The following is a 26490-nucleotide window of genomic DNA, read 5'->3' as shown; positions in this document are numbered from 1 at the left end:
ATTGCCTACCTGTGAAGTTGGTCATCTGCCTGGCGTTGACAGGCCGGCAAGTACAAGCGCATGCAGGTACCCTCGCCAAGCTTGCTGTGCACGTTGATTGCGCCATTGCTTTGTTTGGCGAAGCCGTAGACCTGGCTCAAGCCAAGGCCGGTGCCTTTGCCGAAGGGTTTGGTGGTGAAGAAGGGCTCGAAGATGCGCTCCAGCACCTGCGGCTGGATACCGGCACCACTGTCGGTCACGGCAAAGCACACATGAGTGCCTCGCAACCCCTCCACCTCGCCATTGAGTTCAACAGCGTCAACCTGAATGCTGATGGTGCCGCGCTCACCTATCGCATCGCGCGCATTGAACAGCAGGTTAAGCAAGACCATCTGCAACTGGCCAGCATCCACTTCGATCAGGGGCAAATCCGGCTGCAGGCATTCCTGCAGCACGATGTCCCGTGGCAACGCGTGCTCCAGCAAACCACAGGTGGCACGCAGTACATCCACTGGCGCGAGCAAGGTAACGTCCAGTTGCCGGTGCCGGGCAAAGCTGAGCAACTGCTGGGTCAACTCGGTGCCGCGCTGGCCTGCGTCGAGGATATGCTCGATCAGGCGTTGCCGCCGGGCGGGGTCTGGCGCAGTGAGCGCCATTCGCGCAGAACTGAGGATGATGGTCAACAGGTTGTTGAAGTCGTGGGCCATGCCCCCGGTCAGTTGGCCCAACGCGTCGAGCTTCTGCGACTGGAACAGCTGGGCGCGCATGGCATCAAGCTGCAGCGCCGACTCACGGCGGTCCGTGATGTCCCGCGTTACCTTGGCCAGGCCAATAACCTGGCCATGTTCATCGCGAATAACATCCAGGGCAGCCAGCGCCCAGAACTGCGTCCCGTCCTTGCGGACCCTCCAACCCTCATCTTGCGCCACGCCCTGCTCCAGCGCCTGCTTGAGCAGGCGCTCGGGGCGCCCGTCGAGGCAGTCCTGTGGGGTGAAGAACAGCGAAAAGTGCCTGCCGATGATTTCATCGGCACGGTAGCCCTTGATGCGCTCGGCCCCCGGATTCCACGACACCACACGGCCGCTCGGGTCGAGCATGTAGATGGCGTAGTCCACCACCGATTGCACCAGCTGCTCATAGCGGCTGGCGGGCATTACAGGTTGGTCGATGCAGTCGGCTGACACCATGCAAACTCCACTGGCACAGCAGGTAGGTGGTAGTGAGATTAGCCAAGAGTACGCGTTTGGCGCTTCCCGTGCAGCGACTTGTTAGCGCTCGCGCTCAACCAGCACCGGGCTGATTCGCCGCGGCATCGCCACTTTCAACAACCACAGGCCCACGAGCAGGATCAGGCCACCCCCCACAAGCGCCATCCAGCGTTGCGGCTGCGGGTGGCCGGCGTCAAAACCCAGCATCAGCAGGTAACCGCCCAGGCACATCAGGCACAGGAACAAAAATGCCCCCATCAGCAACACCTGAGCGAACAGCAGGCGCCATAGCAGTTTCGGCCGAACGATACGCGAACGCTCTGTGGCGAGCGGGCCTTCAGACATGACGCTGCACCCATTGGATCCAATCAATCGAGCAACAGTGGCTTAATGACAGCATCGTGTCAATCGCCGGTTCACCCCTTGATCATAGGTGCTGGAGTTGACTCAACTATAACAATGGGTTATAAAGCGCGCTTGATTGACAGGCCCTTCTGCCTAGAAGCGCGCCGGCCCCCGCGGCCCTTTCAAGCGTGCGAGTGTGGTGGAATTGGTATACACAGCAGACTTAAAATCTGTCGGCGTGAGCCTTGCGGGTTCGAGTCCCGCCACTCGCACCATATTCTGTAAAAGGCGCCCTCGCGGCGCCTTTTTGCTGCCCGCCGGAAATCCGCAGCGCAACTGCTAGAGTGGAGTTTGTCCCCGTCCACTGGAACGCCACCATGCGCTACTCCCTGTTCGATGGCCAACGCGACATCATTATCCTGATTGCCCGCGTATTGCTGATGATCCTGTTCATCGTCTCCGGCTGGGCCAAGCTCACCGGTTTCGAGGGCACCGTGGGTTACATGACCTCACTGGGCGCCCCTGCTCCCATGCTGGCTGCAGCAGTGGCCGTGATCATGGAATTCTTCGTTGGCATCGTGCTGATCCTTGGCTTCTACACTCGCCCACTGGCATTCCTGTTTGCCCTGTTCGTGCTGGGCACGGCGCTGCTTGGCCATCCGTTCTGGAACATGGTCGACCCGGAGCGGGCCGCCAACATGACCCAGTTCCTGAAAAACCTGAGCATCGTCGGCGGGCTGCTGTTGCTGGCCGTCAGCGGCCCAGGGCGGTACTCGGTGGACGGGCGCTGAATCAGTCGTCCGGGTCGTCAAGCCAGGCTGGGTGATCGCCCTCTTCGTCGTCCAGGTCATCCAGCAGGTCTTCGTCTTCTTCAACGTCGTCCTCGGCGCCTTGGGCGTCGGCCTCTGGCTCGAAGTCGTCGTACAGGAATTCATGATCGAGCAGGTGATCGTGCTCGGGTTCGTGGGTGTCGTCTTCGTCGTGCATGGTGATTCCAGGGTTGGCGGGCAAGCGTATATAGGCGCTTGAGCGGTTGAGGTCAATCGTTTAACGATGGCTTAACCGGGCGTGGTCAGGCTGGAGGCTCTCCCTTCAAACGTTCCTTGCCCGCCTTTGTGGCGGGCTTTTTTCTGCCGCATTAGAGGTGGCCACATTATCCCGCGGTTACACCCCTATCACATACCCTTCACGAATTTCTGACAAACGCCTTGGCACACTAAGCCTGCTTCGTACGTTCTTTTAAACCCGCCCCTGTTGGCGGGTTTTTCTTTTTCTGGGCCGGCACAAACCTTGAGCCTCGGGAAGGCTCATGCTAGAACGGTTGCTGTTCGACCACACGAACGCATCACGGAGGACGCCTGGCACCATGGAATCGCTGCAGGATATAAAGTCGGACCTTGTCCGCACCGCCAACCACCTGGACCAACTCAGCAAAGCCATGAGCGGGCACGCGGTGTTCATGGAAACCAGAGGCAGTTCGGCCGAGGGGCTGGATGTGAAGGCTCACATCAGGTCGATTGATGAAGTAGCGGATGAACTGAGGGTGGTTGCTGCAAGGATCAACGGCAACCGATGATTCGCCACTGCCTTGGCAGCTGGCGCACTGCGCTGAAAAAGGACTTTTAAACATGCCCCAAGCCAATTGCTGGCCCGGCGTGGCAGCCCGCGCTGACGGACTGCCCCATGCCATCGAGACAGGCGCCCGCTTAGCGCGGCCCACCGCCATGCCCCATGCCCATACCTGGGCCACCGTGACCACCACCGTGGCCACCTCCGCCACCTGGCGGCATGAACATCCAGCAACCTGCCAGCGTAGACACCAGCGCAACCACCAGCGCTGCGCGGAAAACGTTCTTCAACTTCATTACAGCACTCCAGAAAACAGAACCTGACCCTGCGCCTGCAACAGGCCGGGCAGCGTTGGCATTCTATTTCCCTACTCACGCGTGCTGGGCAAGCTTTTCCAATTCTTTACAGTTGATGGATATAAACGCCGCAACAGGTCGCTCATATCGAAAACTTGTGGCAATCTGCCACGATTTTTGACAGCGCTCACCATGAAACTCTTAAACTTCAAGAAAATGCCAATACCCGAGATTTCAGCCGCCAATGCCAGCCTGGTTCATACCCTTGCTACTGCAACCGCCATTATTGCGGCGCTCATAGCGGCATGCGCCATCATCGTCGCGCAATTGACCTCCGAGGTGCAAAGCAAGCACTCGGATACGTCCATTGCCAATGCCAGCCAGCTTGTTTCTCAAGCGAATGAGTCTGCTGCGCAATCCCAAGCGAAAATCGCTGCGCTGATACAGCAGAACCGGGAATTGACTGCGCAGTTGCAGGCCGAAAAGCAGGCCCGCTTGAAAATCGAGTCCCGGTTGCAACCGCGTAAGCTCACGGCACAGGCCCAGGCAGCGTTCAAGGTGTTGGCGGAGGATTTAGCCAAGGAAAAAGCCCACCCGACCGTGCTGTTGAACATCGTCAAGAATGATGACGAGGCGCTGGCATTTGCCAAGCAGATTACCGTGGCGCTGACAAAGGCCGGGGTGCGGGTTCAGATCAAGCAATTGATGTTGACCAAAGAGGCTACCGGCACGCATGTGGTGGTTTATAACAGCGCCGGGAGCCAGGAAATTGAAAAGGCGATGAAGGCTGCGGAGTTCGCTTCGCAGATCAGCCGGTCGGGGCAGACGCCGAAGATACAGATCAGTGATCAGGATTCGCCGGTGATTAGTGCGTTTATTAATGTGTATCCGAAGGATGTATCGCTGGTCGCACACCAAGACGAGTTGAGCGTGAAGTGATGATCAGCAGTGAGAGCGAGTACAAATGACTCAGTGGCGATCTGAGGGGTTTTGGAAGAAGGCTTGGGCTTATGCAGGGCTGGCAGCATTGCTGGCACTGGTATCCGAAGGCGCGGACGTGTCTGGCCTGGGTGGCGGCTCATCCAATCGCAAACGGGTATTCAGCCCCGGTTTTATCGCGCTTTGCGTTGTCGTAGTTGTGGTGGAGTTGCTAGTACTGCAGCATTTGTACAGGCCTTGAGGGCAGTGCCCTGTGGGAGCGGCCTTGCCGGGGCGCCGGACCGGTCGGAAAGGGCCGCAAAGCGGCCCCAGCGTTATCTAGCCATCAGAGCTAGCCAGCCCCTCGGCGACTCATCACTGAGGCTGAACACCCTTGATCTTCTCCAGCCGCATCGGGTAGCCCTGCCCCGGCTGAACAACAGTCTCGGTTTCCACTGTCTGAACCACTCGCCCCTCGGCATCTCTCGTCACTGCCACCGATTTGCTGTATGTGCTTTGAACAACACAGCCCGAGAGGGACGCTGAAACAGCCATTGCAAGCGTCAGTAGTTGTGCGAACTTCACGCGGGATCTCCTTCCCATTTTGATGATGCCGGCACTTTAACAGTACCGATCAGTGACAGCACCAAAATGATGGCATTCTTGCATCATTACCCGGTTCTTGCCCCTGCCGGCTCGCCGCCATCGGTCAATCCTGCCCTCGTCGAAATGATGGAACCAAAATCATCAGGGTCAGCTAGAGTTTTGATGAGTACAAGCACCGCGAGATAACGATCATGCTAAAACAAGAAGCAGACGACGTGATTGAGCGCATCAGGGACGACTTGGAAAGGCACGGTGTGCTGATCGGCTACGATCCAGAGTTCACCACTGCTGAATTCGGGTGCGACCTGGACCACCATGTTGCTCAGGTCAGAGAAGACCCAAACAACCGCGTGTTGAGTATCGCGATACATGACGAAGGCTTATGGGCCCAGCTTCGGCAGGGCACGGTTTATCGCTGTGTTGTCAGTGATTGTCGAGGGAAGCTCTTTGGTATTCCTATTACGATAGAGCCCAGACCGGATGAGTCTTACACCATTCAGTACAAGCTTTAGGATATGAGGCGTTTTGGTAGTTCCGGATTTTCCAGCCCACAAATAAAACCCCCACAGACGTTAATCTGCGGGGGTTCGAGTTGCCGTTGAACTGCCTGAACCAAAGGTTACAGCCCCTTTCGCAACACATAGATATTTTCATTTACAGCAGACAAGCGTGCCTCTACCCGACAGTCCTCGACCGAAATCACATGTTGAATGACCTGCCAGAAATCCTCTTCGCGCCAAGCGTGAACGTGCAGATCCATGCCTTGTGCCATGGTTTGTCTCGCAAGGTGCTCTATCTCGCTCTCCTGTATGGTTTCACCTGTCATCTCAGGATGAACGTAGCGGCAATGCTCAATGTATGCCTGAAGACGGGTGCTCTCACCATTGTCCGCCATGTCGCCTATCAAGTGCTGGAGCGTCGTGGGTGGCCGACGACGGTCCCAGTTTTGAGTCAGCTCTGGCACAACCAGAACCAATACCCCTCCTGACCGCAATCGCTTGATAGATTCATGCAGAGCCCCAAGCGGGTTAAATAGATGCTCTATGACGTGAGCCGAGATGATGAAATCAAGGCTACCATCAGGGATCCCCTCAAGCGTCTGCGCATCGATATGGCCTGTGAAGGTAACCTGGTCAGTGCTGAAATATTTTGCCAGTTCAGAACGGTCCCGAACATCTCCGTAAAAACAGGAGGCATGATTCGGAATTGGAAATGGGCGAGATCCTGCTCCAACCTCAATTCCCTTACCGCTAACAAACAACTCGGCGATAGTACGCCGGACCACTTGAATCTCCTCAGCGCCCTTGGCTTCTTGTGCCTCCCTGCGCATCTGATGTAACGACGCGCAGCGCTGCATCAGATCGTCTTTTGCAAACCCTCCCCAGAACTCAGCGGTTTCTTCTTCGCGCATGACTCACCCTGCTCCATAGGTTGATATTGTTGGTTTTCGACAACGCAGGCCTACAGAGATCCAAGCTGCTGGCCTGTTCATTCAAGCAGAATTCCCCTGCTTGGCAACTTGGAGCAGTGGCCGGGTGAGTGCGGCGGGAAGGGACAGCCCGGGCAGCACCTTGCCACCCGCCTTGTTCCAGCGCGGGAACTGCTCAGCGGCACCCGCATAGTCATCTGCGTTGAGCAGCCTCAGCAGCGTGGACGAGGCCAGATTCCCGGTGCCTTCCCCAGACGTAAAAAAGCCCGCACTGGGCGGGCTGGGTAGTCTCGGTGAGACTCATGACGATAAGTATCTCTTCCTCTTGGACAAGAACGGCAGCTCAACGACGTGATAAGTAAGGAACGCCAATGCCAGCGTCAAAGGGATGACTACAAATGCTATGGTGCCAAGCAGATTGGCAAAAGGTGACTCAAAGAAATGAATTTGCAAAGCCGGCTTCTTGGCGATCATCGTAACGATTGGAAAATGCAGAAGGTAGATCGAAAAGCTGCACTCTCCCAACTTGCAAATCATTCTGGAAAACATATCGGGAAATATATTTTTCGTGCCGACAAATCCCAATATAAACAGACAATACACAAAACCTTCAACAGTAGGATAAAAGAGCTTCCAGACAGAGTCTGAATACCACCCGCCATTTATATTGAGCAGAAACAGCATTGATACGATTGCGACAGAGGAAAAGGCCAACACTGCAACCAAAGCCGCCCTATGGTGAGCGAGTTTTTTCAGTGCAACCGCTGCCGCCATGCCCAGCATGAATTGGTCTATTCTGCCCGCTAGGTGCCAATAGGAAAGCTCCCTCGGGCTGGCCCCGTTACCGTAGGCCACAACCCGCAGCAGAACCGCCACGCATATGATACCTATAACCGTTTTAGCGGGTGATTTGTTCAGCGACGCCAGGATGAATGGGAAGATCAAATAGAATTGAAACTCTACTGCAACGGCCCACGACATACCTGCAATGGCGTTTCCTTTCAGGCCTCCGACATCCGCCAGAGGAAGGATAACCGAGGCTAAATCAGAAATGGAAAATTGTGCGGCTGACGCGGAAATTGAGAGCAGCAGTACAACCAAATACAAAGGATAAATTCGAACAAATCGGTTATAGATGAAGCTGGAATATTTAATCTCCTTCCCGTAGGCGCCGCAGGTAAAAATGAAGCCGCTCAAAACCATGAACAATGCTACGGCTGAATGCCCTTCCACTACGAGCGATGTCAGGGGCGATGTAGTTATCGGCCACGGCTGAGGGCTAAACCATACTCCATTCAGCATGACGGAGCCGATTAATTGCGTTGAGTGATACAGAATAATCCAGATGGCCGCTACAGCCCTGAGCTGATCAACCTGCGGCAGGTATTTAATATTTGAACTCTGCAAAGAACAAGCCCTATTCTATTTTATCGGCTATCAGATGCGCTTCCTCGCATCAAGCCGCTCAATAGTGCCTGCCTGAGCTTTTTGCAGCAAATTGTTTATCACGACCCGGCGTGCCTATCACCCAACAGGCCGTGGTAATCATTGCCGAACAGCCAGCCCTAGCCTGGTAAATTCACGATCTGCCGGCCGTCGCACTTGCTGATGTCTGGAACACGGAATGGAATCGCGAAGCCTTCGAAAGGCTGAAGTCTCGGAACTCCACCCTTAAAGTTTCGGAACTCATGGACTTTTCCAACCCACAAAGAAAAACCCCGCAGACGTTAATCTGCGGGGCTTTCGAATGATGGAGGCCGAGGTCGGAATCGAACCGGCGTAGACGGATTTGCAATCCGGAGCATAACCACTTTGCTACTCGGCCTCAAAGTTCGGATCTAGCAGCTTACGCTTCACTATCTCCTTGAAACACCGCACCTTTTTCAAAGTTTGCTGCGTTTCGATGGGCGCCATTATGTCCGCATTCTTCACACCTTGCAACCCCCTGAGCAGAAAAAATATTCAAGGGGTTCAAGGTGTTAGCGCAACCGGCCAAGTTTGCTCCACAAACCCACCAGCGTATTCTCCACCGCGCCGCTCGCCGCCACGCCAATGCGCTCCTGCAAGCTCTTGCGTTCGGCATAGCGCAGGTGGAACAGGTTGGCCTCGCGGGCGCGGGTGCTGAGGTATTCGTCGCTGGTCTGCAACTCGTCCACCAGCTTGCGGTTCAACGCGGCAATGCCCAGCCAGACTTCGCCGGTGGCCACTTCGTCGATGTGCAGCTGCGGGCGGTAGCGGGCGACGAAATCCTTGAACAGCTGGTGGGTGATGTCCAGGTCTTCCTGGAACTTCTCCCGGCCCTTCTCGGTGTTTTCGCCGAACACGGTGAGCGTGCGCTTGTACTCGCCGGCCGTCAGCACCTCGAAATCGATGTCGTGCTTCTTGAGAAGGCGGTTGACGTTAGGCAGTTGGGCGACCACGCCGATGGAGCCGAGCACGGCAAACGGCGCACTGACGATTTTCTCGCCGATGCAGGCCATCATGTAGCCGCCGCTGGCCGCCACCTTGTCGATGCACACGGTCAGCGGGATGCCAGCCTGCCGGATGCGCGCCAGCTGCGAAGCGGCCAGGCCATAGCTGTGCACCAGGCCCCCGCCGCTTTCAAGGCGCAGCACCACTTCGTCACGCGAGGTGGCGAGGGTAAGCAGTGCGGTGATTTCGTTGCGCAGGCTTTCGGTGGCGGAGGCTTTGATGTCGCCGTCGAAGTCGAGCACGAACACGCGGCCCTTTTCGTCTTCGGCCTTGCCCTTCTTCTGCTGCTTTTCAGCCTTGGCCTGCTGCTTGCGCAGGGCCTTGAGCTGGGCCTTGTCGAGCAGGCCCGACTCCAGGCGCTCGCGCAGCTCTTTATAGAACTCGTTCATGCGGGTGACCTGCAATTGGCCACCTGCCTTGCGCCGCCCTTTACCGCGCAAACCGGCAATGGCGGACAACACCACCAGCACGGCAATCACCAGGGTGGCGGTTTTAGCGAGAAAGCTTGCGTATTCGGCAAGAAACTCCACGTTGACTCCTTTTAAGACCTGCGCCCAAACAGCGCGAAACTGATGCAAGCATACCGGTGCGCCTGCGGCGCTGCCAGCCAAGGTAAACGCTGGCAACACAGTTCAAACAACCTTTTCAAACGCTTGTATGTTTTTTCGTTGACAGCCCGTGTGCCGCATCCTAACCTCGCAGCAACCTTCAACCGGCCGGATGACTTCGTGGGCAACCTGTACCTGATCCGACATGGCCAAGCCTCTTTTGGTGCCGACGACTATGACGTCCTGTCGCCCGTGGGCGTTCGGCAAAGCCAGGCGCTCGGTGAGCACCTGGCGCAGCTGGGCCTGCAGCTGGACCGTTGCGTGGCTGGCAGCCTGCGCCGTCAGCAAGATACGGCGCGGCTTGCGCTGCAAGCCTTGCAGGCAGGCGGTGCGGCAATACCGGCCATCGAGACCGACCCGGCCTTCAACGAGTTCGATGCCGATGGCGTGATCCGCGCCCTGCTCCCGGGCCTTATGGCCGACGAGCCGCACGCCCGGGACATCCTGCGCAACGGCACACAAAACCGCAGCGAGTTTCAGCGCCTGTTTGCCCTGATGGTGCAGCGCTGGCACGACGGTGAGCATGCCGACGATGGCCTGGAAACCTGGCAAGCCTTCACTGGCCGGGTCGAAGCAGGCCTGCAGCGGTTGCTGGATACTGCCGGCAGCGGCGACAACATTGCCGTGTTCACCTCGGGCGGCACCATTGCCGCCCTGCTCCACCTGGTTACCCGTATCACCCCCGGTCAGGCATTTACCCTGAACTGGCAAATCATCAACACGTCGCTCAGCCAACTGAAGTTTCGCGGCCGCGACGTGGCACTGGCTTCCTTCAACAGCCAGGCCCATGTGCAGCTGTTGAAGGCGCCGGAACTCATTACCTACCGATGAGCCCGGCCTGTTTGGTCCCTGCGGGGACGCGAAATCACTCAATAAGGAATGCGCCATGACCTCCGTAGCTGATGCCGTTAAAAAGATGCAAGAGAAGTTCAACCCGTCCGCTGCCGCCGGCCTGGACCTGGTGTTCGGTTTCAACATTACTGACGAAGACAAGCAATACGCCCTGATCGTCAAGGATGGCACCTGCGACCTGCAGGAAGGCGAAAACCCGGATGCCAACTGCACCCTGGTCATGGACAGCGAAACCCTCAAGGGCATCGTCAGCGGTGAAACCGACGGCATGCAGGCCTTCATGGGCGGCAAGCTGCGCGTTGAAGGCGACATGATGCTGTCGATGAAACTGAGCGAGCTGTTCCCGTCCTGAGTGCCGGGTACACCGCGCGATAGCAAAACCGAAGCCTCAAGGGGCTTCGGTTTTTTTTTGCCTGCCAATCGCGCTATCAAGCCAGTTGATCGGCCGGCAACACCCGCACCTATTTGGCCACTGGCACGCTTGTTCCAACGCTGCGCGCCCATTAGATTAGCCAATAATCCTTGCGATCAATAATAAGGAAAACGCATGACGATCACCGACCAGTCCACCCAGGTACGCCCAGGCGAAGAACTTGATGCGGCCGTCATCGACCCTTACCTGAAAGACCATATCCCCGGGCTTGAGGGTATGCCGGTTGTCAGCCAGTTTCCGGGGGGCGCCTCCAACCTCACCTACCTGGTCGCCTACCCGGGCCGCGAGTTCGTGCTGCGCCGCCCACCCTTTGGCCACAAAGCCAAATCGGCCCACGACATGGGCCGCGAGTTTCGCATTCTCAACCAGTTGAACAGCGGCTTCCCCTTCTGCCCCAAGGCTTACGTGCACTGCACCGATGAATCGCTGATTGGCGGCGAGTTCTACGTGATGGAACGGGTCAAGGGCGTAATCCTGCGCTCGGACATTCCTGCCGAACTGAACCTGGACGCCACGCGCACCGAGGCCCTGTGCAAAAGCTTTATCGATCGCCTGGTCGAACTGCACCAGGTGGACTACACCGCCTGCGGCCTGGCTGACCTGGGCAAGCCGGAAGGCTATGTGCAGCGCCAGATCGAAGGCTGGACCAGCCGTTACGAAAAGGCTCTGACGCCCGATGCGCCCCGCTGGGAGCAGGTCATCAGCTGGTTGCGCGAGAAGATGCCCGCTGACCATCCACGCCCGGGCATCGTGCACAACGACTACCGCTTCGACAACGTTATCCTCGACGCCGACAACCCCATGCGCATCATCGGCGTGCTGGACTGGGAAATGGCCACCCTCGGCGACCCGCTGATGGACCTGGGCAACAGCCTGGCGTACTGGATCGAAGCCAGCGACCCGGCGCCGGTGCAACTGATGCGCCGCCAGCCCAGCAACGCCCCGGGCATGCTTACCCGGCGCCAGTTCGTCGATTACTACGCCGAGCGGGCCGGCATCACGCTCGACAACTTCGATTACTACTATTGCTATGGCCTGTTCCGCCTGGCCGGCATCGTCCAGCAAATCTACTACCGCTACTACCACGGCCAGACCCAGGACAAACGCTTCGCCCAGTTCATCCACATGAACCGGCTGCTGGAGCAGATGAGCCTGCAGGTTATCGCCAAGTCCACGCTCTGACGGCAGACAACAAGGAAAACAGCATGTCCAAGACCCACCTGTTCGACCTCGACGGCAAAATCGCCTTCGTCTCCGGTGCCAGCCGCGGAATCGGCGAAGCCATCGCCCACCTGCTTGCCCAGCAAGGCGCGCATGTGATTGTTTCCAGCCGCAAGCTCGAAGGGTGCCAGCATGTAGCCGATGCCATCATCGCGGCGGGCGGCAAGGCCACTGCGGTGGCGTGCCACATCGGTGAACTGGAGCAGATTCAGCAGGTATTTGCCGGCATCCGTGAGCAGTTCGGGCGCCTGGACATCCTGGTCAACAACGCCGCCACCAACCCGCAGTTCTGCAACGTGCTGGACACCGACCCCAGCGCATTCCAGAAAACCGTGGACGTGAACATCCGCGGCTACTTCTTCATGTCGGTGGAAGCCGGCAAGCTGATGCGCGAAAACGGCAGCGGCAGCATCATCAACGTGGCATCGATCAACGGCGTGTCGCCTGGCCACTTCCAGGGCATCTATTCGGTGACCAAGGCGGCGGTGATCAACATGACCAAAGTGTTCGCCAAAGAGTGCGCGCAGTTCGGCATCCGCTGCAACGCCCTGCTGCCGGGCCTGACCGACACCAAGTTCGCCTCGGCCCTGGTCAAGAACGAAGCCATCCTCAAGGCGGCGCTGCAGGTGATCCCGCTCAAGCGCGTGGCCGACCCCAAGGAAATGGCCGGCGCCGTGCTGTACCTGGCCAGCGATGCGTCCAGCTATACCACTGGCACTGCGCTGAACGTGGACGGGGGTTACCTGTCCTGATCAGGCTTTGATGGCCTGCAAGGTGTAGCTCAGCGGCAGGCGCTCGGGCTGGTGGCGCAAGCGCCATTCGCCATCGCCGCCCTTGACCATCTGCCCCGGCAGCGCCTCCCACGGCAGGCTCTGGTGCTCGACCAGCGCCGTTATCTGCAGGCCGTGGGCGAGCAAAGCGGTGATGACTTCACCCAGGCCGTGGTTCCATTCGTGGGTTTCGGTCTGGGTCAGGCGCTGGTCGGTTTCGACGTAGGTCTGGTCGGTGTGCCACACCGTCGGCGCCTCGTGCTCGAAGTAGGGGTACTCCAGTTGCAGGCGGTCCTGATGGTCCTCGTTCACCGCCATCAGCATCGGGTGCCCATCGCGCAGGAACAGGCGCCCGCCCGGCTTGAGCAGCGCCGCCACGGCACGGGCCCATGGTTCGATGCGCGGGAGCCAGCAGAGCGCGCCGATACCGGTGTATACAAGGTCGAAGTGCCCTGCCGGCAAGGCCTGGTCAGCCTGGTAGACATCCGCCTCCACGTAGTCGATGGGCGTGTCGCACCGCGCAGCCAGGCGCCGCGCTTCGGCGAGAGATGCAGCCGAATAATCCAGGCCACAAACGTGGGCACCCAGCCGTGCCAGCGACAGCGTATCGGTGCCGATGTGGCATTGCAGGTGGGCGGTGCGCAGGCCGTTGATGTCGCCCAGCAATGGCAGGTCGAAGCGCACGGTCTCCGAAAGGTGGCTCCGCTCGCTGACCAGACGTTCGACTTCATAATCCACCGATGCGGCATGCAACGGCGCACGTTCATCCCAACTGGCGCGGTTCAGCTGGTGGGACTGGCTCATCGGGTTCATCCTTGATGTTGTATGGGGTTGTGGGCCCCGCCGTGGGCTGGCGTTACAAACAGGTCGCCGCAGCCGCCCGGCGTTGCAAGGCCATGCTGTCGTTCTTCTGCGCATAGTAGTCAACGCGCGTGCCACCTGCCTGCGGATACACATCCACAAACGATTCTGCCTCACGCGTGTACACCGTGAAGCCACCCTGCTTGCGCGGTTCCATGTAGCCACTGGCGTCCACACCGAAGCTGTCTTCTTTCTGCCAGCTGAACTGGATGCACTGCGCCACCAGCTCCGGTGCCTTGCGTGAATCGAGTTGTGCCGCTGGCTTGCCGCTGCGCGCCGCGTCCATGGCCGCCGAAGCGCACCCTACCAACACCAAAGCCGCAACCATCGGAGCAATTGCTCGCATGTTCCATCCCCAAGGCAAAAAAGAAGGCGACTCTAGCACAGCGCCGCCATCTGCACGGTATTGCGCCCGGCCGCCTTGGCCTGGTACAGCGCCGCATCGGCCTGGGCCAGCAAGCTGGTGGGGTTGTGCTGGGGGCTGGGCACACCGCACCACAACCCCACACTGAAGCGCAGCGCAATCTCGTCACCGGCAAAGTGCGCGGGGCTGCAGGCAATGGCCTCCCGCAAGCCATGCAACGCTTGCAGTGCCCCCTCCCGATCAGTGTCTGGCAGCAGCAACAAAAACTCTTCACCGCCATAACGCCCAAGGCTGTCGGTTTGGCGTATGCGCTGGAGCAATTGGCGCACGCAGTGGCACAGCACTTCATCACCCGCCAAGTGCCCGTAACGGTCGTTGATGCGCTTGAAATGGTCGATGTCGATCATGGCCACCGCCAAACTGCGCTGCTCGCCCCGGGCACGGTCAAACTCGGCAGAGAAGCGTTCGAGGATCGCCCCGCGGTTGAAGGTGCCTGTCAGCACGTCGCGCAGCGCCAAATGCTGCAGGCGCGTTTCGCTGCGCTCCTTGGCCATCAGCACCAGGCCAATCGCGTACATCATCACCGTGGCGGTACCGATGGCCACCGAAACACTCTGTTTGAGGTTGCTGGTGTCGTAGCGCATGTCCACCGCCGTGCCGCCGATTACCGCCACTGCGCGCATGCCCAAACCGACCAGGCTGATGAGCGACCCGATCACCAGCAGCAGGTGCGCGCTGCCCGCCCACGCCCTGCGCCGCCTCACCCAGTACAGGATCATCGAACACTGCAGCATCAACACCAAGGTTGCCAGCAACATACGCGGCTCCAGCGTGTCGAGCAGCAGCAACAGCCCCACGAGCAACAGCAGCGGAATACTGAAAATCAGCCGCCACGGCACCGCTTGCTCGCGCACCCAGAAAAGGCTGGCGGCGTAAAATGCCAGCGCCAAAGACAACAAGCTGTTACCCACGCCATAGCTGAGCCAAAGCGGCGCATGGCCGTACAGGGTGTAACAGACGTACGCCGATGCATGGGCGAGCAGCCCGCAGCCGGTCAGCCAGAGGTTATCGCGGCGGTTGCGCTGGCCGACCAGCAGCAGGCAAAACGCCAGGATGGTCGCAACCAGGGCAACGGCGGCGAACAGCGTGGGGGTGTGGGCGATCATCGTGATTCACCGTGTGGCAGATGGCCGTCTTCAGCGCGGCTTGTGCAGGAGTCTAGGTCCCGCGTTGCCTGCAGACCATGACCGAGCGGGACAGAACAGCAGCCATTCATCACCGGCACCACAAAATATTGCGCGGCAATGAAACCAAATGGATCGATCCCAGTCTCAGCAAGTGCCCTGTAAACCTTTGCAGATCAAGGACCTATACCGTGATGACTCGCCTTGCTGGCTGCACGCTGATCGCCGCCGTCCTGCTCCTTGCCGGTTGCCACCACCATCGTTACCACGATGACGACGATGGCTGGCGTGATGGCGACCGTGACCACCGTCACCACCATCGGTACGACCGCGATGATGATCGCCGCTACCGTGACCGCGATTACCGCTAAGACGTCTTTGCACCCAACTTCTTCAACCTGATGATTCTTCCGAGGCTTCCAACATGCGTCTGACTTTGCCTTCCCTCGCCCTTGGCCTGCTGCTGTGCCAGGGCGCTTTCGCCGGTGACGGTACTGCCGCCCTTGGCGGTGGCCTGGGTGGCGCCCTGGGTAACGTTGTCGGCCAACAGCTCGGCGGCAGCACCGGCGCGGCCATTGGTGCCGGCGTGGGCGGCGCGGCAGGCAGCGCAGTCGCCGCGCGCAAGGGCAACCGCACCGAAGCGGCCATTGGCGGCGGCCTGGGTTCGGCTGGTGGCTCGCTGCTGGGTGGCAAGGTGGGCGGCTCGACCGGTTCGACCATCGGTGCCGGCCTGGGCGGCGCAGCCGGTGGTGCCATCGGCAACCACCTGGGTGACAACAACGGCAAAAAGCATCGCCGTCACCGTCACTGATCCCCGCCGTACCAAGGGCCGCATTCGCGGCCCTTTCTTTTGCACCCATCGCCCAAAACCCTGCAACACATCAACACCGCCTTCACGGCAAGCTGCCACACTGACTGCTACCGTCTTTCGTGCCCTTTGAGTGAAGGAACACCCCTCCCCCATGAATCAGGAACTGCTCTGGGTTCTCGGCCTGCTGGCTGTCGTTGTCGTCCTCTTCGTGATCAACCGCCCGCGCATGGACGTGGTTGCCCTGCTGGTGATCCTCGCCCTGCCCCTGTCCGGCATCCTTACCGTGGAGCAGGCGCTGGCAGGCTTCAGCGACCCCAACGTGGTGCTGATTGCCGCACTGTTCGTGATCGGCGAAGGCCTGGTGCGTACCGGCATCGCCTACCGCATCGGTGAGTGGATGAGCGAACGGGCGGGCAACAGTGAGGCGCGCCTGCTGGTGTTGCTGATGGTTTCAGTGGCCGGGCTGGGCTCGGTGATGAGCTCCACCGGGGTGGTGGCAATTTTCATCCCTGTGGTGCTGAGCATTGCCGCGCGCCTGCAAATTTCGCCCAGCCGCCTGATGATGCCGTTGAGTTTCGCCGGCCTGATCAGTGGCATGCTCAGCCTGGTGGCCACCCCGCCCAACGTGGTGGTGCACAGCGAACTGGTGCGCCAGGGCGAGCAAGGCTTCGCGTTCTTCAGTTTCACCCCGTTCGGCCTGGTGGTGCTGGTGCTGGGTATCGGTTACATGCTGCTGACCCGGCACTGGCTCAATGGCGAGGTGCGCAAGGATGGCCGGGTAGAAAGCCGCCGCACCCTGCTGGACCTGGTGCTCGACTACAAACTCAATGGTCGCGAACGCCGCCTGCGCATTCGCCCGCATTCACCACTGATCGGCCACACCCTGGGTGAACTGGAACTGCGCACCCGCCATGGCGCCAACGTGATTGGCATTGAACGCCAGCACAAATTCACCACCCGGGTGATCGCCGCCGACTCCGGCACCGTGCTGCACCAAGGGGATGTGCTGCTGCTCGACCTGTTCGCCAACCGCGACGACCTGCGCAGCCTGTGCCAGACCATGCAGCTGGAACCCCTGCACTTCAAGGCCGCCTATTTCATCGACCAGTCCCAGGAGTTGGGCATGGCAGAAGTTTCGCTGCCGCCGGGTTCGCAACTGATCGGCAAGAGCATCCTGGAAATGGCCTTTCGCAGCCGCTACGACCTCAACGTGGTGGGGTTGCGCCGTGAGCAGGCAGCCATCGACGAGCAATTGGTGGAAGAAAAGCTACGTCTGGGGGACACCTTGCTGGTGGTCGGCCCCTGGAAGGCCGTACGCCAATTGCAGGCCCAGCCACGGGACTTTCTGGTACTGAGCCTGCCGGCCGAGATCGACCAGGTTGCGCCGGCCCGTGCCCGCGCACCCTATGCATTGATCAGCCTGGCGGTGATGGTCGGGTTGATGGTCACTGGCGCGGTCCCCAACGTCATCGCCGCCCTGATCGGCTGCCTGCTGATGGGCGCCGGGCGCTGCATCGACATGAACAGCGCGTACCGGGCCATCCACTGGCAAAGCCTGGTGCTGATCGTGGGGATGCTGCCGTTTGCGCTGGCCCTGCAGCAAACCGGCGGCATCGACTTGGCGGTGGGTGCACTGGTCAAGCTGCTCGGGGGGGCCGGGCCCTATGCCATGCTCGCCTGCCTGTTCATGGTGACGGCGGTGATCGGCCTGTTCATCTCCAACACCGCCACGGCCGTGTTGATGGCCCCCGTGGCGGTGAGCACGGCAGCTCAGCTGGGCCTGTCACCTTACCCGTTTGCCATGACGGTTGCCCTGGCAGCTTCGGCGGCGTTCATGACGCCGGTGTCGTCCCCCGTGAACACGCTGGTGCTTGGGCCTGGGCAGTACCGTTTTGCCGATTTCGTGAAGGTTGGCGTGCCGTTCACGGTACTGGTGATGCCGGTGGCAGTGCTCATGGTGCCGTGGTTCTACGGGCTGTAGCGAAACCCTTTGGGGCCGTGATCCTGCAAGATCGCAGCAGATTGACATCAACCCGCCAGTGGATCCAAACTGACGCGCATCACCCCAGGTGCCTACAGCCGTTGTCCTGGATTTCGCCTCCGCTTGCCGGTCGAGCCTATGGTTGTTGCAGCCCAATCGCGCCTGTTGCCCTACGCGGCCCTGTTCGGCCTGACCCTTGCCCTGACGCTGGGCGGCATTCTGGCCCGGCCAATCGAATCGTTGTCGCTGTTCTGGCCGGTGAACGCCGTGCTGGCCGGCGTGTTGTTACGCTTTCCGCGCCAGGCCACACCCACGGGGTTTGCCTTGGTCTGGCTGGCGATGGTCGCCGCCGACCTCGCGTGCGGCAGCACCTGGGCACCTGCACTGTGGTTCAACCTGTGCAACCTTGGCGTGGTGGTGACGGTCTGGAAGTTGCTGTCGCGTTTGCCCCGTGTGCATCGGCGCATGCGCACACCGTTTGGCGTACTTGCCGTGTTCACGGCGTGCGCCGCGGGCGCGGCGGTGGCTGCCAGCCTGGCCTGCGTGATGGCCGCGCCGTGGTTCGAACAATCACTGCGGGCCACGTGGCTGGCCTGGTTCAGCGAGCAGTTTTCGACCAGTGTGCTGGTGCTGCCGGTGCTGCTTACCGCGCCCTCCACCCGTGCCGTCTTACGTAGCAGCACCCAGGCCATTCGCTTTGCACCGTTGCTAGTACTGATCGCTTCGCTGGCCTTCAGCATCTTCTTCGGCGGGCCGGGTGCAATTGCCTTCCCGATTGCCGCACTGCTCTGGTGTGCCTGGACCTATTCGCCGTTTCTGGTATCACTGCTGACGCTGACGGCAGGCAGCACGCTGATCGTTGCCGTGGCACAAAACCTGATGCATTTCATCGTGCCGCAAAGCGAGACGGGCGTGGCAACGTTGATGTCGGCGCGCCTTGGCATTGCCATGCTGGTGCTCGGCCCGCTGGTGGTCGCCTGCGTCAGCCAGGCCAACCGCAGCCTGCTGGCACGGTTGGCGCACCAGGCCACCATCGACCACCTGACCGGTGTGCTGACCCGCAGCGCCTTCACCCGCCGCGCCAACGCCTTGCTCGACAGCCGCCAACAACACACCCAGGAACTGCCACTTACCCTGATGATGCTGGATATTGACCACTTCAAAGCCATCAACGACCGCCATGGCCACGCGGTGGGCGACCAGGTGCTTCGCCAGTTCGCCCGTACGCTGCAAGACCAGTTGCACGACGGCGAGCTGCTGGCACGCCTGGGCGGGGAGGAATTTGTGGTGCTGCTGCCCGGCCTGGCACCGGAGCGCGCCACGTTCACCGCCGAGCGCTTGCGCCGCGCGGTGCAAGACCTGCACGTCGTGCAAAGCGATGCACGCCTGCAGATCACGGTAAGCATTGGCCTGGACGGCTGCGCCGCCGGTGTACCGGCGCCCAGCCTGGACGAATTGCTGGCACGCGCCGACCAGGCGCTCTACCGCGCCAAGGCCCATGGCCGCAACCGCGTGGAGCAGGCAGAACCGCAACGCCAGCTACGCGTGACTTAGCCCATCAGCAAATCCCACGACAGCTTGGCGATCAGTACACACAGCAACATCAGGAACAGCCCCCGCACAAAACCTGCGCCCTTGCGCACTGCCAGCCAGGTGCCGGTCAGCGCGCCAAGGATGTTGCACGCGGCCATCGGCAGGGCAATCGCGTACAGCACGTTGCCCGAAGGCACGAAAAACACCAGCGCAGCGAGGTTGGTGGCAATGTTCACCACCTTGGCCGACGCCGACGCGTGTAAAAAGTCCAGCGCGAAAAAGCGGATGAACAAGAAGATCAGGAAGCTACCGGTGCCAGGCCCGAACAGGCCGTCATAAAAGCCGATGGCCCCGCCGATCAACACCGCCAGGCATTGCTCCTTGCGGCCAATCTTCGCCGGCTTGTGCAAGGTGCCAAAATCCTTCTTGCAGAAGGTATAGATTGCCATCAGCACGATCAGCACCAGCACTGCGGGCCGCATCACGCTGGGTGGCACCAGCGACACAGTGGCGGCACCGGCAAACGACATCACGAACGCACTGAGCGCCGCCGGTACAATCAGGCCCCAGTCCAGCGTCACCTTGCGGATGAACGAGCGCGCCGCGAACGCCGTACCGCAAACCGACGCCAGCTTGTTGCTGCCCAACAACGCGGCGGGTTGCGCGGTGGGCAGCACGTTGAACAGCGCCGGGATCTGAATGAGCCCGCCCCCGCCAACGGCAGCGTCGATCAGGCCGGCGGCAAAAGCGAACAGGGAAAGTACGGCGATATCCATCATGACGTGCAGGTCCAAACAGTGATTGCAGGCTGCAAGGCTAATCAAAGCGACCCGGTTATGTTGAAATGCCATATTGCACAAACTGCAACGAGGACCCCTTCATGGCATTGGACATGCTGCGTGAAATCCAGGCATTCGTCAGCGTGGCGCACAAGCGCAGCTTCGTGGCCGCCGCGCGCGCCCTGGGCCGCTCACCCAGTGCGGTGACTCGCGCGGTGCAAATGCTCGAAGACAACACCGGGTGCAAACTGCTCAACCGCAGCGCCAGCGCGGTCACCCTCACCGAAGCTGGCGAGCGGCTACTGCCACATGCTGAACGCTTGCTGGATGTGCAACGTGACGCCACCGATGAACTGGCGGCCTTGAGCGGTACAGCGCAAGGCTGGATACGCTTCGCCGTGCCGCAATTGCTCGGCGAGCAGGTGTTGCCAGGCGTGCTGGCCACGTTTTCCCGGCGCCACCCGCAAGTGACCCTGGACGTGCACTACAGTGATCAGTCACTTGACCCGCTGCAGGGCAAGCTGGACTTCGTGGTGCGCGGAGCGTTCCCGCAATCCAGCGAGCTGATTGGCTTTCCGCTGTGGCGCTATCGGCGCCATCTGTATGCCAGCCCGGCCTACGTTGCCCTCAGCGGGTTGGCGCAACACCCGGAAGACCTGCCTGGTCACGCCCTGATCCTGCACACCGCCCCGCGCATCCTCAAGGCCTGGCATTTTTGCCGCGACGGGCACATCAGCAGCCTGCGCCCCCACCCCCGGTTGCGCCTGGGCTCTGGTGACGCGGTGTATCACGCCACCCTGGCCGGGGCGGGCATCGCCCGCCTGGCCGACTGGGCCGCCGAGCCTCAGGTCGCGGCGGGGCGCCTGGTGCGCGTGTGCCCTCAGTACCGCCTGACCTCCAGCACCGGCCAGGACCCGCAGATGCACGCGGTTTACCCCGCTGGCGACATCCCGGCACGTGTGCGTGAGCTGCTGCTGGCCTTGCGCCAGGCCGGTGAAGCACAGACTCGGCAGGCCCGTTAAAGGCTGCTCAAATTCTGCTCAATCTAACAGAACCCGCCGCAGGCCTGGCTTACAGCACGTTATCCACAGACCTACCCACGCTTTTTGTGGACAGATTTCCCCGCGCGAAGAAGGACTTACCGCACACGCAACAGCGCTGCATTCGCAGCCCTCACCAACTCGATCCACTCGGCCGAACTGATCACGCCTGATTGCTCGAGCGCCTCGGCACTGCGCAATGCCTGGTCATACTGATCCTCTTCCAGAAGCTCGGCAGTGAGAAAACGGCTACGCCACTCCAGCATGGCTGAAGTGCCCTTCTTGCATTCCATCTATATTTCGTCTCCAAGGCAAAAGGACGGCCCGCTATTGCGACCTGTTATGACGCAGGGAGAGTACACGAGCAGTTTGCACTTGAGAATGACTTGCAGCGACCACTAGTCCAGTGGTGCAACCGGGTAGCACTTGGGCGGGGAACGGGCCCGTCCACGGATGGGACAGGCCGCAAGGAGGGGGTGATCAGCTCGGCGGGATGGTGCCCAGCAGGCCGATCAGCACGGTAAGTAACAGAAAGCCACCCAGAAACAGCGCGAGCTTGCCCATCAGAACCTCTTCGACATGATGTTGGATGGCCAGATTGTCGCGCCTGAGCTGATACGGTTACAGAGGCAGGTTGTCACAAAAAAACCGGATCAGATGCAGCACGCCCGCCATGTGTCCAATCAGTGCAGTAATTGCAACACGAAGTTTCAACGCCCACCCACCCAGCCAGAACTTCACGCCACTTCATTAATCCGACGCCAAGTGGGTAAAACCCAGCGGCTGTCAGGCTCTGCCCTGCTCTTCGGATACATGAAAAGAAACATTCACATCACACTTTTGTAGGAATCATTACCAAGTCATGTAGGCAATTGCCACGTAACTGCACAATACTGTACGAAAGCGCGCTGTTCGGAGGAGTTTCGACCTGCTACGGTCCAAATTTCCTACAACCGCACGGATGCCCTTAGCAGAGAGAAACATGGACCAGTTCAACCGTTCAGGCTTGGCCCTGCAGAAAAACCTCCTGGCCTTGCGCCGTGAGCGGGACCGCTTGCTCAAGCAAGGCAAAGTGGAAGAGGCGCAGCGGCTGGCAAAGAAGATCGCCCAGATGGAAAACGTGCTGGCAAGATTGCCGGACGAGATGAAACCACCCACGTTGCAGTGAGGAGGTCACCGGCAGGAGGGTACCCAGCCCTTCCGGGCTGCTTTGTTCAACGGATGCGGTCGGTGTGGGAGCGGGTTTACCCGCGAACACCGGCGCAGCCGGTGCCATCCACCGCGTCGCCTGCTTCGCGGCTAAAGCCGCTCCCACATGTCCCTGCTAATTCAACAGGTTATGTGCAGCTCCATGAGAGCGGCCGCACCGCTTCCTCAACCGCGGCTTATCACCGCCCTGCTCACTTCACCGTCAACCAACCGCATGATCCCCAGAGGGTTGGCATCCTGAAGCGCCGCCGGCAACAGTTCATCGGGATAATTCTGGTAACACACCGGCCGCAGGAAACGGTCGATCGCAAGCGTGCCCACCGACGTGCCACGGGCATCCGAGGTTGCCGGGTAAGGCCCGCCATGCACCATCGCATCACACACCTCCACACCGGTCGGGTAGCCGTTGAGCAACAGCCGGCCGGCCTTGCGCTCCAGTTCGGGCACCAGCCAGGCAAATGCCGCCAGGTCGCCCGGCTCGGAAATCAGGGTGGCGGTCAATTGCCCCTGCAACGCCTGCACCACACGGCGCAGCTCAAGCGGGTCAGCCACCTCGATCAATACGGTACAAGGGCCAAAGACCTCCTCCTGCAGCCGCTCATTCCCGGCCAGCAATAGCGCTGCATCGGCCTGGAACAGTTGCGGTTGCGCCTGCCGGCCCTGTTGCGGGCGACCGGCCAGGTGGCGAACGCCGGCCAGAGCCTGCAACGCCGCGACGCCCTGCGCATAACTGTGCAACGTGCCAGCATTGAGCATGGTTTGCGCCGGCTGGTCGGCCATGCGCGCCGCCAATTGCTCGGCAAACTGCGAGAACGCGGGTGAGCGTATGCCGACGACCAACCCGGGGTTGGTGCAGAACTGCCCGCAACCCTGCACCACCGACGCCGTCAGCTCGGTGGCCACGGTTTCGCCGCGCTGCTCAAGCGCCCCGGGCAGCAGCACCACCGGGTTGATGCTGCTCATTTCAGCGAACACCGGAATCGGCTGCGGCCGGGCTGCTGCCATGTCACACAGGGCACGGCCGCCCTTTAGCGAACCGGTAAAGCCAACGGCCTGGATTGCCGGGTGCTTGACCAACTGCTCACCAACGCCCCCGCCAAAAATCATGTTGAAGGTGCCATCAGGCATGCCGGTGCGCTGGGCCGCCCGCACGATGGCATCGGCCACGCACTCGGCAGTGGCCATATGCCCGGAGTGCGCCTTGAACACCACCGGGCAACCCGCTGCCAGCGCCGCGGCGGTGTCGCCGCCCGCAGTGGAAAACGCCAGCGGGAAGTTGCTGGCCCCGAACACCGCCACCGGCCCAACGCCGACCCGGCATTGGCGCAGGTCCACCCGCGGCAATGGCTGGCGCTCGGGCTGGGCACGGTCGATACGCGCCCCTAGCCACTCGCCGCGGCGCAGCACCTGGGCGAACAGGCGCATCTGGTTGCTGGTGCGCGCCCGCTCGCCCTTGATGCGCGCTGCGGGCAAGGCTGTTTCGCGGCACACCAGGGCAACGAAGGTGTCATCCAGCAGGTCAATTTCTTCGGCAATGGCGTCGAGGAACGCGGCACGCCGTTCGGGTGGCAAGCTCCGGTAGGCTGGAAACGCCGCCTCGGCAGCCTGCGCAGCGGCGTCCACCTCGTCAGGGGTGGCTTGGGTAAACCGGTATGGCAGCGTTTCGCCAGTGCAGGCATCGACGCTGTGCAGCTCCACGCAACCGGCAGCACTGCGGCCCCCGGCGATGTAGTTGTAACCAAGTAGATTGAGCATAACGACCTCTTCCACCTCAGAGAATGGCAACCGACCCCGGCACCCGTGGCGCTTGCGCCTCTACAATGCCGTTGCGCAGCGGCGCGCCGAACTCCGTGATGGCAATTTCGAAGGTATCGCCCGGCGCGGCCTTGATACCGTCTGCAAACGACAAGGTGGCCGTGCCGAAGTAATGCACGTGCACGTCACCCGGCCGCTGGAACTGCGCGTACTTGAAGTGATGAAACTCCAGGTTCTGCAGGCTGTGGCACATGTTCTGCTCGCCAGACAGGAACTCACGCTCCCACAGCACCTTGCCATCACGCCAGATACGGCTGCTGCCTTGCAGGTGCGCCGGCAGTTCGCCCACCCGCAACTCCGGGCCATAGGCACAGGCGCGCAGCTTGGAATGGGCCAGGTACAGGTAATTGCGCCGCTCCATCACATGGTCGGAATACTCGTTGCCCAAGGCATACCCCAGGCGGTGGGGCGTACCGTCATCGCCGATCACATACAGGCCCACCAGCTCCGGCTCTTCGCCGGCATCCTCGGCAAAGGCCGGCAGCGGCAGGTCGGCCCCGGGGCGCACGACGATGCTGCCATCCCCCTTGTAGAACCACTCCGGTTGCGCGCCAACCTCACCCGTTGCCGGTTTGCCGCCTTCCAGGCCCCATTTGAAGATGCGCATGGTGTCAGTCAGCGACGTTTCATCCTGCTCGCCCTGCTGGTGCATCTTGTCGCGCGTCGCTGCGCTGCCCAGGTGGGTCAGGCCGGTGCCGCTGACCAGGCAATGGGCCGGGTCTTCGTGGTCCAGCGGCGGCAGTACCCTGCCCGCTTCCAGCAACCCGGCGTAGTCGGGGCCGGGGTCAGTGCCACGCGCCAGCACTTGCTGAACCAGGCCATGCCCGGCACGGATCGCCGCCAGGGCAAGCTCGCGGGTGCTGGTGGTTGCCCGCACGGTGTGCACCTGGGCACCTTCCACCACGCCCACCCGGCGCTGGCCGGCCGCGTCTTCGAATTGAATCAACCGCATGTGTCACTCTCCTTGCCTGGCCGGGGCACCGCCGCGCCGGGGTGCCCCCGCGCATTCATTCGATGATGTTGAAGTCCGAGAGGTACTCTTCGGAAATTTCCAGGCCCAGGCCCGGCTTGTCGTCGTCCAGCTGGATGTAGCCGTTGACAGGCTGCGGCTCGCCCTTGAACACGTAGTAGAACAACTCGTTGCCCACCTCTACGTCGAACACCGGGAAGAACTCGGCCATCGGTGAGGCGGTGCTGGCCATGGTCAGGTGGTAGTTGTGCATCTGCCCGGCATGGGGAATGACCGGCACCGACCAGGCTTCGGCCATGGCGTTGATCTTGCGCGCGGCAGTGATGCCGCCGACGCGGTTGGTGTCGTACTGGATCACGTCCACGGCACGGCGCTCGAGCAGGTCCTTGAAGCCGTGGCCGGTGAACTCGTGCTCGCCGCCGGAGATCGGCATGATGCCCATCTTCTTCAGCTCGATATAACCTTCGATGTCGTCGGCGATGACTGGCTCTTCCAACCAGCGCGGCTCGAATTCGGCCAGTTTCGGCAGCATTCGGCGGGCATATTCCAGCGTCCAGCCCATGTAGCATTCGAGCATGATGTCCACGTCCGGGCCGGCCAGTTCACGCAGGGCGCGCACTTGCTCGATGTTGCGGCGCATGCCGGCCGGGCCGTCCTTGGGGCCGTAGCCGAAGCGCATCTTCAGGGCGGTGAAGCCTTGGTTGAGGTAGCCCTGGGCTTCTTCGAGGAACAGGTCGAGGTTGTCGTTAGCGTACAGCTTGGAGGCGTAGGTCCAGATCTTTTCCTTGGTGCGGCCACCCAGCAGCTTGAACACCGGCTTGTTCACCGCCTTGCCCATGATGTCCCAGATCGCCAGGTCGATTGCCGAAATGGCCGCCATGCCGATGCCCTTGCGGCCCCAGGCGTGGGTGCGGCGGTACATTTTCTGCCAGATGTACTCGCTGTCGAACGGGTCTTCGCCAATGCAGATCGGCGCCAGGTACAGGTCGATGATTTCCTTGGCCACGCGCGGTGCCAGGGCGCAGTTGCCGATGCCGACGATGCCGGTGTCGGTCTCGATCTCGACCACCAGCCAGCCGTGGAAGCGGAACGAGCCCATGGCATCGCCACGCTCGAACAGGATGTCACTGGCGTTGGTGCAGAAGTGCGCCTGGGGCGGCACGACCTTGCCTTTCCATTCAAAAACACGGGTACGAACGGCTGTGATTTTCATGCTTGCAGGTTCCTTTCAATAGAG

At 60.8% G+C, this 26490-nt stretch carries 31 protein-coding genes and 2 tRNA genes; 15 read left to right on the top strand and 18 right to left on the bottom strand.

Annotated elements, in window-relative coordinates; translation table 11 throughout:
* Positions 1 to 5: 5 nt before the first annotated feature.
* Together PVV54_RS09695 and PVV54_RS09690 are read right to left on the bottom strand one after the other, a co-directional pair.
* Positions 6 to 1166 carry a two-component system sensor histidine kinase NtrB gene (locus PVV54_RS09695; protein WP_274909707.1) on the bottom strand — a complete coding sequence of 387 codons (1161 nt, stop codon included), beginning with the start codon at positions 1164 to 1166 and terminating at the stop codon, positions 6 to 8.
* A gap of 81 nt (positions 1167 to 1247) precedes the next feature.
* Positions 1248 to 1532, bottom strand: coding sequence for a hypothetical protein (locus PVV54_RS09690; RefSeq protein WP_274909706.1), 285 nt, complete (start codon positions 1530 to 1532; stop codon positions 1248 to 1250).
* Positions 1533 to 1722: 190 nt separating this feature from the next.
* Between PVV54_RS09690 and PVV54_RS09685 the strand changes: the two genes are divergently transcribed.
* Both PVV54_RS09685 and PVV54_RS09680 read left to right on the top strand, forming a co-directional pair.
* A tRNA-Leu gene (locus PVV54_RS09685) sits at positions 1723 to 1807 on the top strand.
* 102 nt (positions 1808 to 1909) lie between these two features.
* Positions 1910 to 2323: a DoxX family protein gene (locus PVV54_RS09680; protein ID WP_274909705.1), complete on the top strand. Its 414-nt coding sequence runs from the start codon at positions 1910 to 1912 to the stop codon at positions 2321 to 2323.
* 1 nt (position 2324) lies between these two features.
* Here PVV54_RS09680 and PVV54_RS09675 read toward each other — a convergent pair whose 3' ends face one another.
* Positions 2325 to 2519 (bottom strand): hypothetical protein, encoded by a 195-nt coding sequence (locus tag PVV54_RS09675; protein WP_274909704.1) that lies wholly within the window; start codon positions 2517 to 2519, stop codon positions 2325 to 2327.
* 379 nt (positions 2520 to 2898) lie between these two features.
* Between PVV54_RS09675 and PVV54_RS09670 the strand changes: the two genes are divergently transcribed.
* On the top strand, positions 2899 to 3108 hold the full coding sequence (locus tag PVV54_RS09670; RefSeq protein WP_274909703.1) for a hypothetical protein: 210 nt from the start codon (positions 2899 to 2901) through the stop codon (positions 3106 to 3108).
* A gap of 130 nt (positions 3109 to 3238) precedes the next feature.
* Here the strand turns inward: PVV54_RS09670 and PVV54_RS09665 are convergent, their stop codons facing one another.
* Complete coding sequence (locus PVV54_RS09665; RefSeq protein ID WP_274909702.1) at positions 3239 to 3397, bottom strand: hypothetical protein; 159 nt, start codon at positions 3395 to 3397, stop codon at positions 3239 to 3241.
* 192 nt (positions 3398 to 3589) lie between these two features.
* Here PVV54_RS09665 and PVV54_RS09660 point away from each other — a divergent pair, with 192 nt between their 5' ends.
* Positions 3590 to 4336, top strand: coding sequence for a hypothetical protein (locus PVV54_RS09660; RefSeq protein ID WP_274909701.1), 747 nt, complete (start codon positions 3590 to 3592; stop codon positions 4334 to 4336).
* A gap of 354 nt (positions 4337 to 4690) precedes the next feature.
* Here PVV54_RS09660 and PVV54_RS09650 read toward each other — a convergent pair whose 3' ends face one another.
* Positions 4691 to 4870, bottom strand: a complete 180-nt coding sequence (locus tag PVV54_RS09650; RefSeq protein ID WP_274910415.1) for a hypothetical protein — start codon at positions 4868 to 4870, stop codon at positions 4691 to 4693.
* 242 nt (positions 4871 to 5112) lie between these two features.
* Between PVV54_RS09650 and PVV54_RS09645 the strand changes: the two genes are divergently transcribed.
* Positions 5113 to 5433 (top strand): hypothetical protein, encoded by a 321-nt coding sequence (locus PVV54_RS09645; protein WP_274909699.1) that lies wholly within the window; start codon positions 5113 to 5115, stop codon positions 5431 to 5433.
* Positions 5434 to 5540: 107 nt separating this feature from the next.
* Here the strand turns inward: PVV54_RS09645 and PVV54_RS09640 are convergent, their stop codons facing one another.
* The 5 genes from PVV54_RS09640 to sohB form a co-directional block, all read right to left on the bottom strand.
* Positions 5541 to 6332, bottom strand: a complete 792-nt coding sequence (locus PVV54_RS09640) for a methyltransferase domain-containing protein (protein WP_274909698.1) — start codon at positions 6330 to 6332, stop codon at positions 5541 to 5543.
* Between the two features lie 81 nt (positions 6333 to 6413).
* Positions 6414 to 6584 carry a glycoside hydrolase family protein gene (locus PVV54_RS09635; protein ID WP_446731458.1) on the bottom strand — a complete coding sequence of 57 codons (171 nt, stop codon included), beginning with the start codon at positions 6582 to 6584 and terminating at the stop codon, positions 6414 to 6416.
* A gap of 66 nt (positions 6585 to 6650) precedes the next feature.
* The gene (locus tag PVV54_RS09630) at positions 6651 to 7757 is read right to left on the bottom strand and encodes an acyltransferase family protein (RefSeq protein ID WP_274909697.1); all 1107 of its coding nucleotides are present in this window, start codon (positions 7755 to 7757) and stop codon (positions 6651 to 6653) included.
* A gap of 344 nt (positions 7758 to 8101) precedes the next feature.
* A tRNA-Cys gene (locus PVV54_RS09625) sits at positions 8102 to 8175 on the bottom strand.
* A gap of 154 nt (positions 8176 to 8329) precedes the next feature.
* A complete protein-coding gene (sohB, locus tag PVV54_RS09620) occupies positions 8330 to 9352 on the bottom strand; it encodes a protease SohB (protein ID WP_274909696.1) in 1023 nt (340 codons plus the stop codon).
* 198 nt (positions 9353 to 9550) lie between these two features.
* Between sohB and PVV54_RS09615 the strand changes: the two genes are divergently transcribed.
* From PVV54_RS09615 to PVV54_RS09600, 4 genes are all read left to right on the top strand, one after another.
* Positions 9551 to 10261, top strand: a complete 711-nt coding sequence (locus PVV54_RS09615) for a histidine phosphatase family protein (RefSeq protein ID WP_274909695.1) — start codon at positions 9551 to 9553, stop codon at positions 10259 to 10261.
* 55 nt (positions 10262 to 10316) lie between these two features.
* Positions 10317 to 10634, top strand: coding sequence for an SCP2 sterol-binding domain-containing protein (locus PVV54_RS09610; RefSeq protein ID WP_132841644.1), 318 nt, complete (start codon positions 10317 to 10319; stop codon positions 10632 to 10634).
* A 195-nt stretch (positions 10635 to 10829) separates the two neighbouring features.
* The gene (locus tag PVV54_RS09605) at positions 10830 to 11897 is read left to right on the top strand and encodes a phosphotransferase family protein (RefSeq protein ID WP_274909694.1); all 1068 of its coding nucleotides are present in this window, start codon (positions 10830 to 10832) and stop codon (positions 11895 to 11897) included.
* A 23-nt stretch (positions 11898 to 11920) separates the two neighbouring features.
* On the top strand, positions 11921 to 12688 hold the full coding sequence (locus tag PVV54_RS09600) for an SDR family oxidoreductase (protein ID WP_274909693.1): 768 nt from the start codon (positions 11921 to 11923) through the stop codon (positions 12686 to 12688).
* Here PVV54_RS09600 and PVV54_RS09595 read toward each other — a convergent pair whose 3' ends face one another.
* The 3 genes from PVV54_RS09595 to PVV54_RS09585 are packed head-to-tail and all read right to left on the bottom strand — an operon-like array spanning position 12689 to position 15097.
* Positions 12689 to 13510: a class I SAM-dependent methyltransferase gene (locus PVV54_RS09595; RefSeq protein WP_274909692.1), complete on the bottom strand. Its 822-nt coding sequence runs from the start codon at positions 13508 to 13510 to the stop codon at positions 12689 to 12691.
* 52 nt (positions 13511 to 13562) lie between these two features.
* Positions 13563 to 13913 carry a hypothetical protein gene (locus tag PVV54_RS09590; RefSeq protein WP_274909691.1) on the bottom strand — a complete coding sequence of 117 codons (351 nt, stop codon included), beginning with the start codon at positions 13911 to 13913 and terminating at the stop codon, positions 13563 to 13565.
* Between the two features lie 32 nt (positions 13914 to 13945).
* Positions 13946 to 15097 carry a GGDEF domain-containing protein gene (locus PVV54_RS09585; RefSeq protein WP_274909690.1) on the bottom strand — a complete coding sequence of 384 codons (1152 nt, stop codon included), beginning with the start codon at positions 15095 to 15097 and terminating at the stop codon, positions 13946 to 13948.
* A 209-nt stretch (positions 15098 to 15306) separates the two neighbouring features.
* On the opposite strand from PVV54_RS09585, the gene PVV54_RS09580 reads away from it, so the two are divergent.
* The 4 genes from PVV54_RS09580 (at position 15307) to PVV54_RS09565 (ending at position 19461) form a co-directional block, all read left to right on the top strand.
* Positions 15307 to 15486: a hypothetical protein gene (locus tag PVV54_RS09580; RefSeq protein ID WP_274910514.1), complete on the top strand. Its 180-nt coding sequence runs from the start codon at positions 15307 to 15309 to the stop codon at positions 15484 to 15486.
* A 53-nt stretch (positions 15487 to 15539) separates the two neighbouring features.
* Positions 15540 to 15926: a glycine zipper domain-containing protein gene (locus PVV54_RS09575; RefSeq protein ID WP_274909689.1), complete on the top strand. Its 387-nt coding sequence runs from the start codon at positions 15540 to 15542 to the stop codon at positions 15924 to 15926.
* A gap of 151 nt (positions 15927 to 16077) precedes the next feature.
* The gene (locus PVV54_RS09570; RefSeq protein WP_274909688.1) at positions 16078 to 17907 is read left to right on the top strand and encodes an SLC13 family permease; all 1830 of its coding nucleotides are present in this window, start codon (positions 16078 to 16080) and stop codon (positions 17905 to 17907) included.
* Positions 17908 to 18030: 123 nt separating this feature from the next.
* Positions 18031 to 19461, top strand: coding sequence for a GGDEF domain-containing protein (locus PVV54_RS09565; RefSeq protein ID WP_274909687.1), 1431 nt, complete (start codon positions 18031 to 18033; stop codon positions 19459 to 19461).
* Here PVV54_RS09565 and PVV54_RS09560 read toward each other — a convergent pair.
* Complete coding sequence (locus PVV54_RS09560; RefSeq protein WP_274909686.1) at positions 19458 to 20219, bottom strand: sulfite exporter TauE/SafE family protein; 762 nt, start codon at positions 20217 to 20219, stop codon at positions 19458 to 19460. The genes PVV54_RS09565 and PVV54_RS09560 overlap by 4 nt on opposite strands.
* A gap of 101 nt (positions 20220 to 20320) precedes the next feature.
* On the opposite strand from PVV54_RS09560, the gene PVV54_RS09555 reads away from it, so the two are divergent.
* Positions 20321 to 21241, top strand: a complete 921-nt coding sequence (locus PVV54_RS09555) for a LysR family transcriptional regulator (protein WP_274909685.1) — start codon at positions 20321 to 20323, stop codon at positions 21239 to 21241.
* A gap of 116 nt (positions 21242 to 21357) precedes the next feature.
* Here PVV54_RS09555 and PVV54_RS09550 read toward each other — a convergent pair whose 3' ends face one another.
* Entirely contained in the window at positions 21358 to 21552 is a 195-nt protein-coding gene (locus tag PVV54_RS09550) for a hypothetical protein (protein WP_274909684.1), read from the bottom strand.
* Between the two features lie 689 nt (positions 21553 to 22241).
* Between PVV54_RS09550 and PVV54_RS09545 the strand changes: the two genes are divergently transcribed.
* A complete protein-coding gene (locus tag PVV54_RS09545; protein WP_274909683.1) occupies positions 22242 to 22427 on the top strand; it encodes a hypothetical protein in 186 nt (61 codons plus the stop codon).
* A gap of 206 nt (positions 22428 to 22633) precedes the next feature.
* Here the strand turns inward: PVV54_RS09545 and PVV54_RS09540 are convergent, their stop codons facing one another.
* From PVV54_RS09540 to PVV54_RS09530, 3 genes are read right to left on the bottom strand one after another with little or no spacing between them, the layout of a single operon-like run.
* Positions 22634 to 24223, bottom strand: a complete 1590-nt coding sequence (locus PVV54_RS09540) for an aldehyde dehydrogenase (NADP(+)) (RefSeq protein WP_274909682.1) — start codon at positions 24221 to 24223, stop codon at positions 22634 to 22636.
* Positions 24224 to 24239: 16 nt separating this feature from the next.
* Positions 24240 to 25235: an AraD1 family protein gene (gene araD1 / locus PVV54_RS09535; protein WP_274909681.1), complete on the bottom strand. Its 996-nt coding sequence runs from the start codon at positions 25233 to 25235 to the stop codon at positions 24240 to 24242.
* 55 nt (positions 25236 to 25290) lie between these two features.
* Positions 25291 to 26466, bottom strand: coding sequence for an L-lyxonate dehydratase (locus PVV54_RS09530; protein ID WP_274909680.1), 1176 nt, complete (start codon positions 26464 to 26466; stop codon positions 25291 to 25293).
* Positions 26467 to 26490 lie beyond the last annotated feature (24 nt).

Origin of the sequence: Pseudomonas sp. PSKL.D1 (genome assembly GCF_028898945.1) — a bacterium.
Taxonomy (GTDB): Bacteria; Pseudomonadota; Gammaproteobacteria; order Pseudomonadales; family Pseudomonadaceae; genus Aquipseudomonas.
This window is presented reverse-complemented; position numbering and strand designations above follow the sequence as displayed.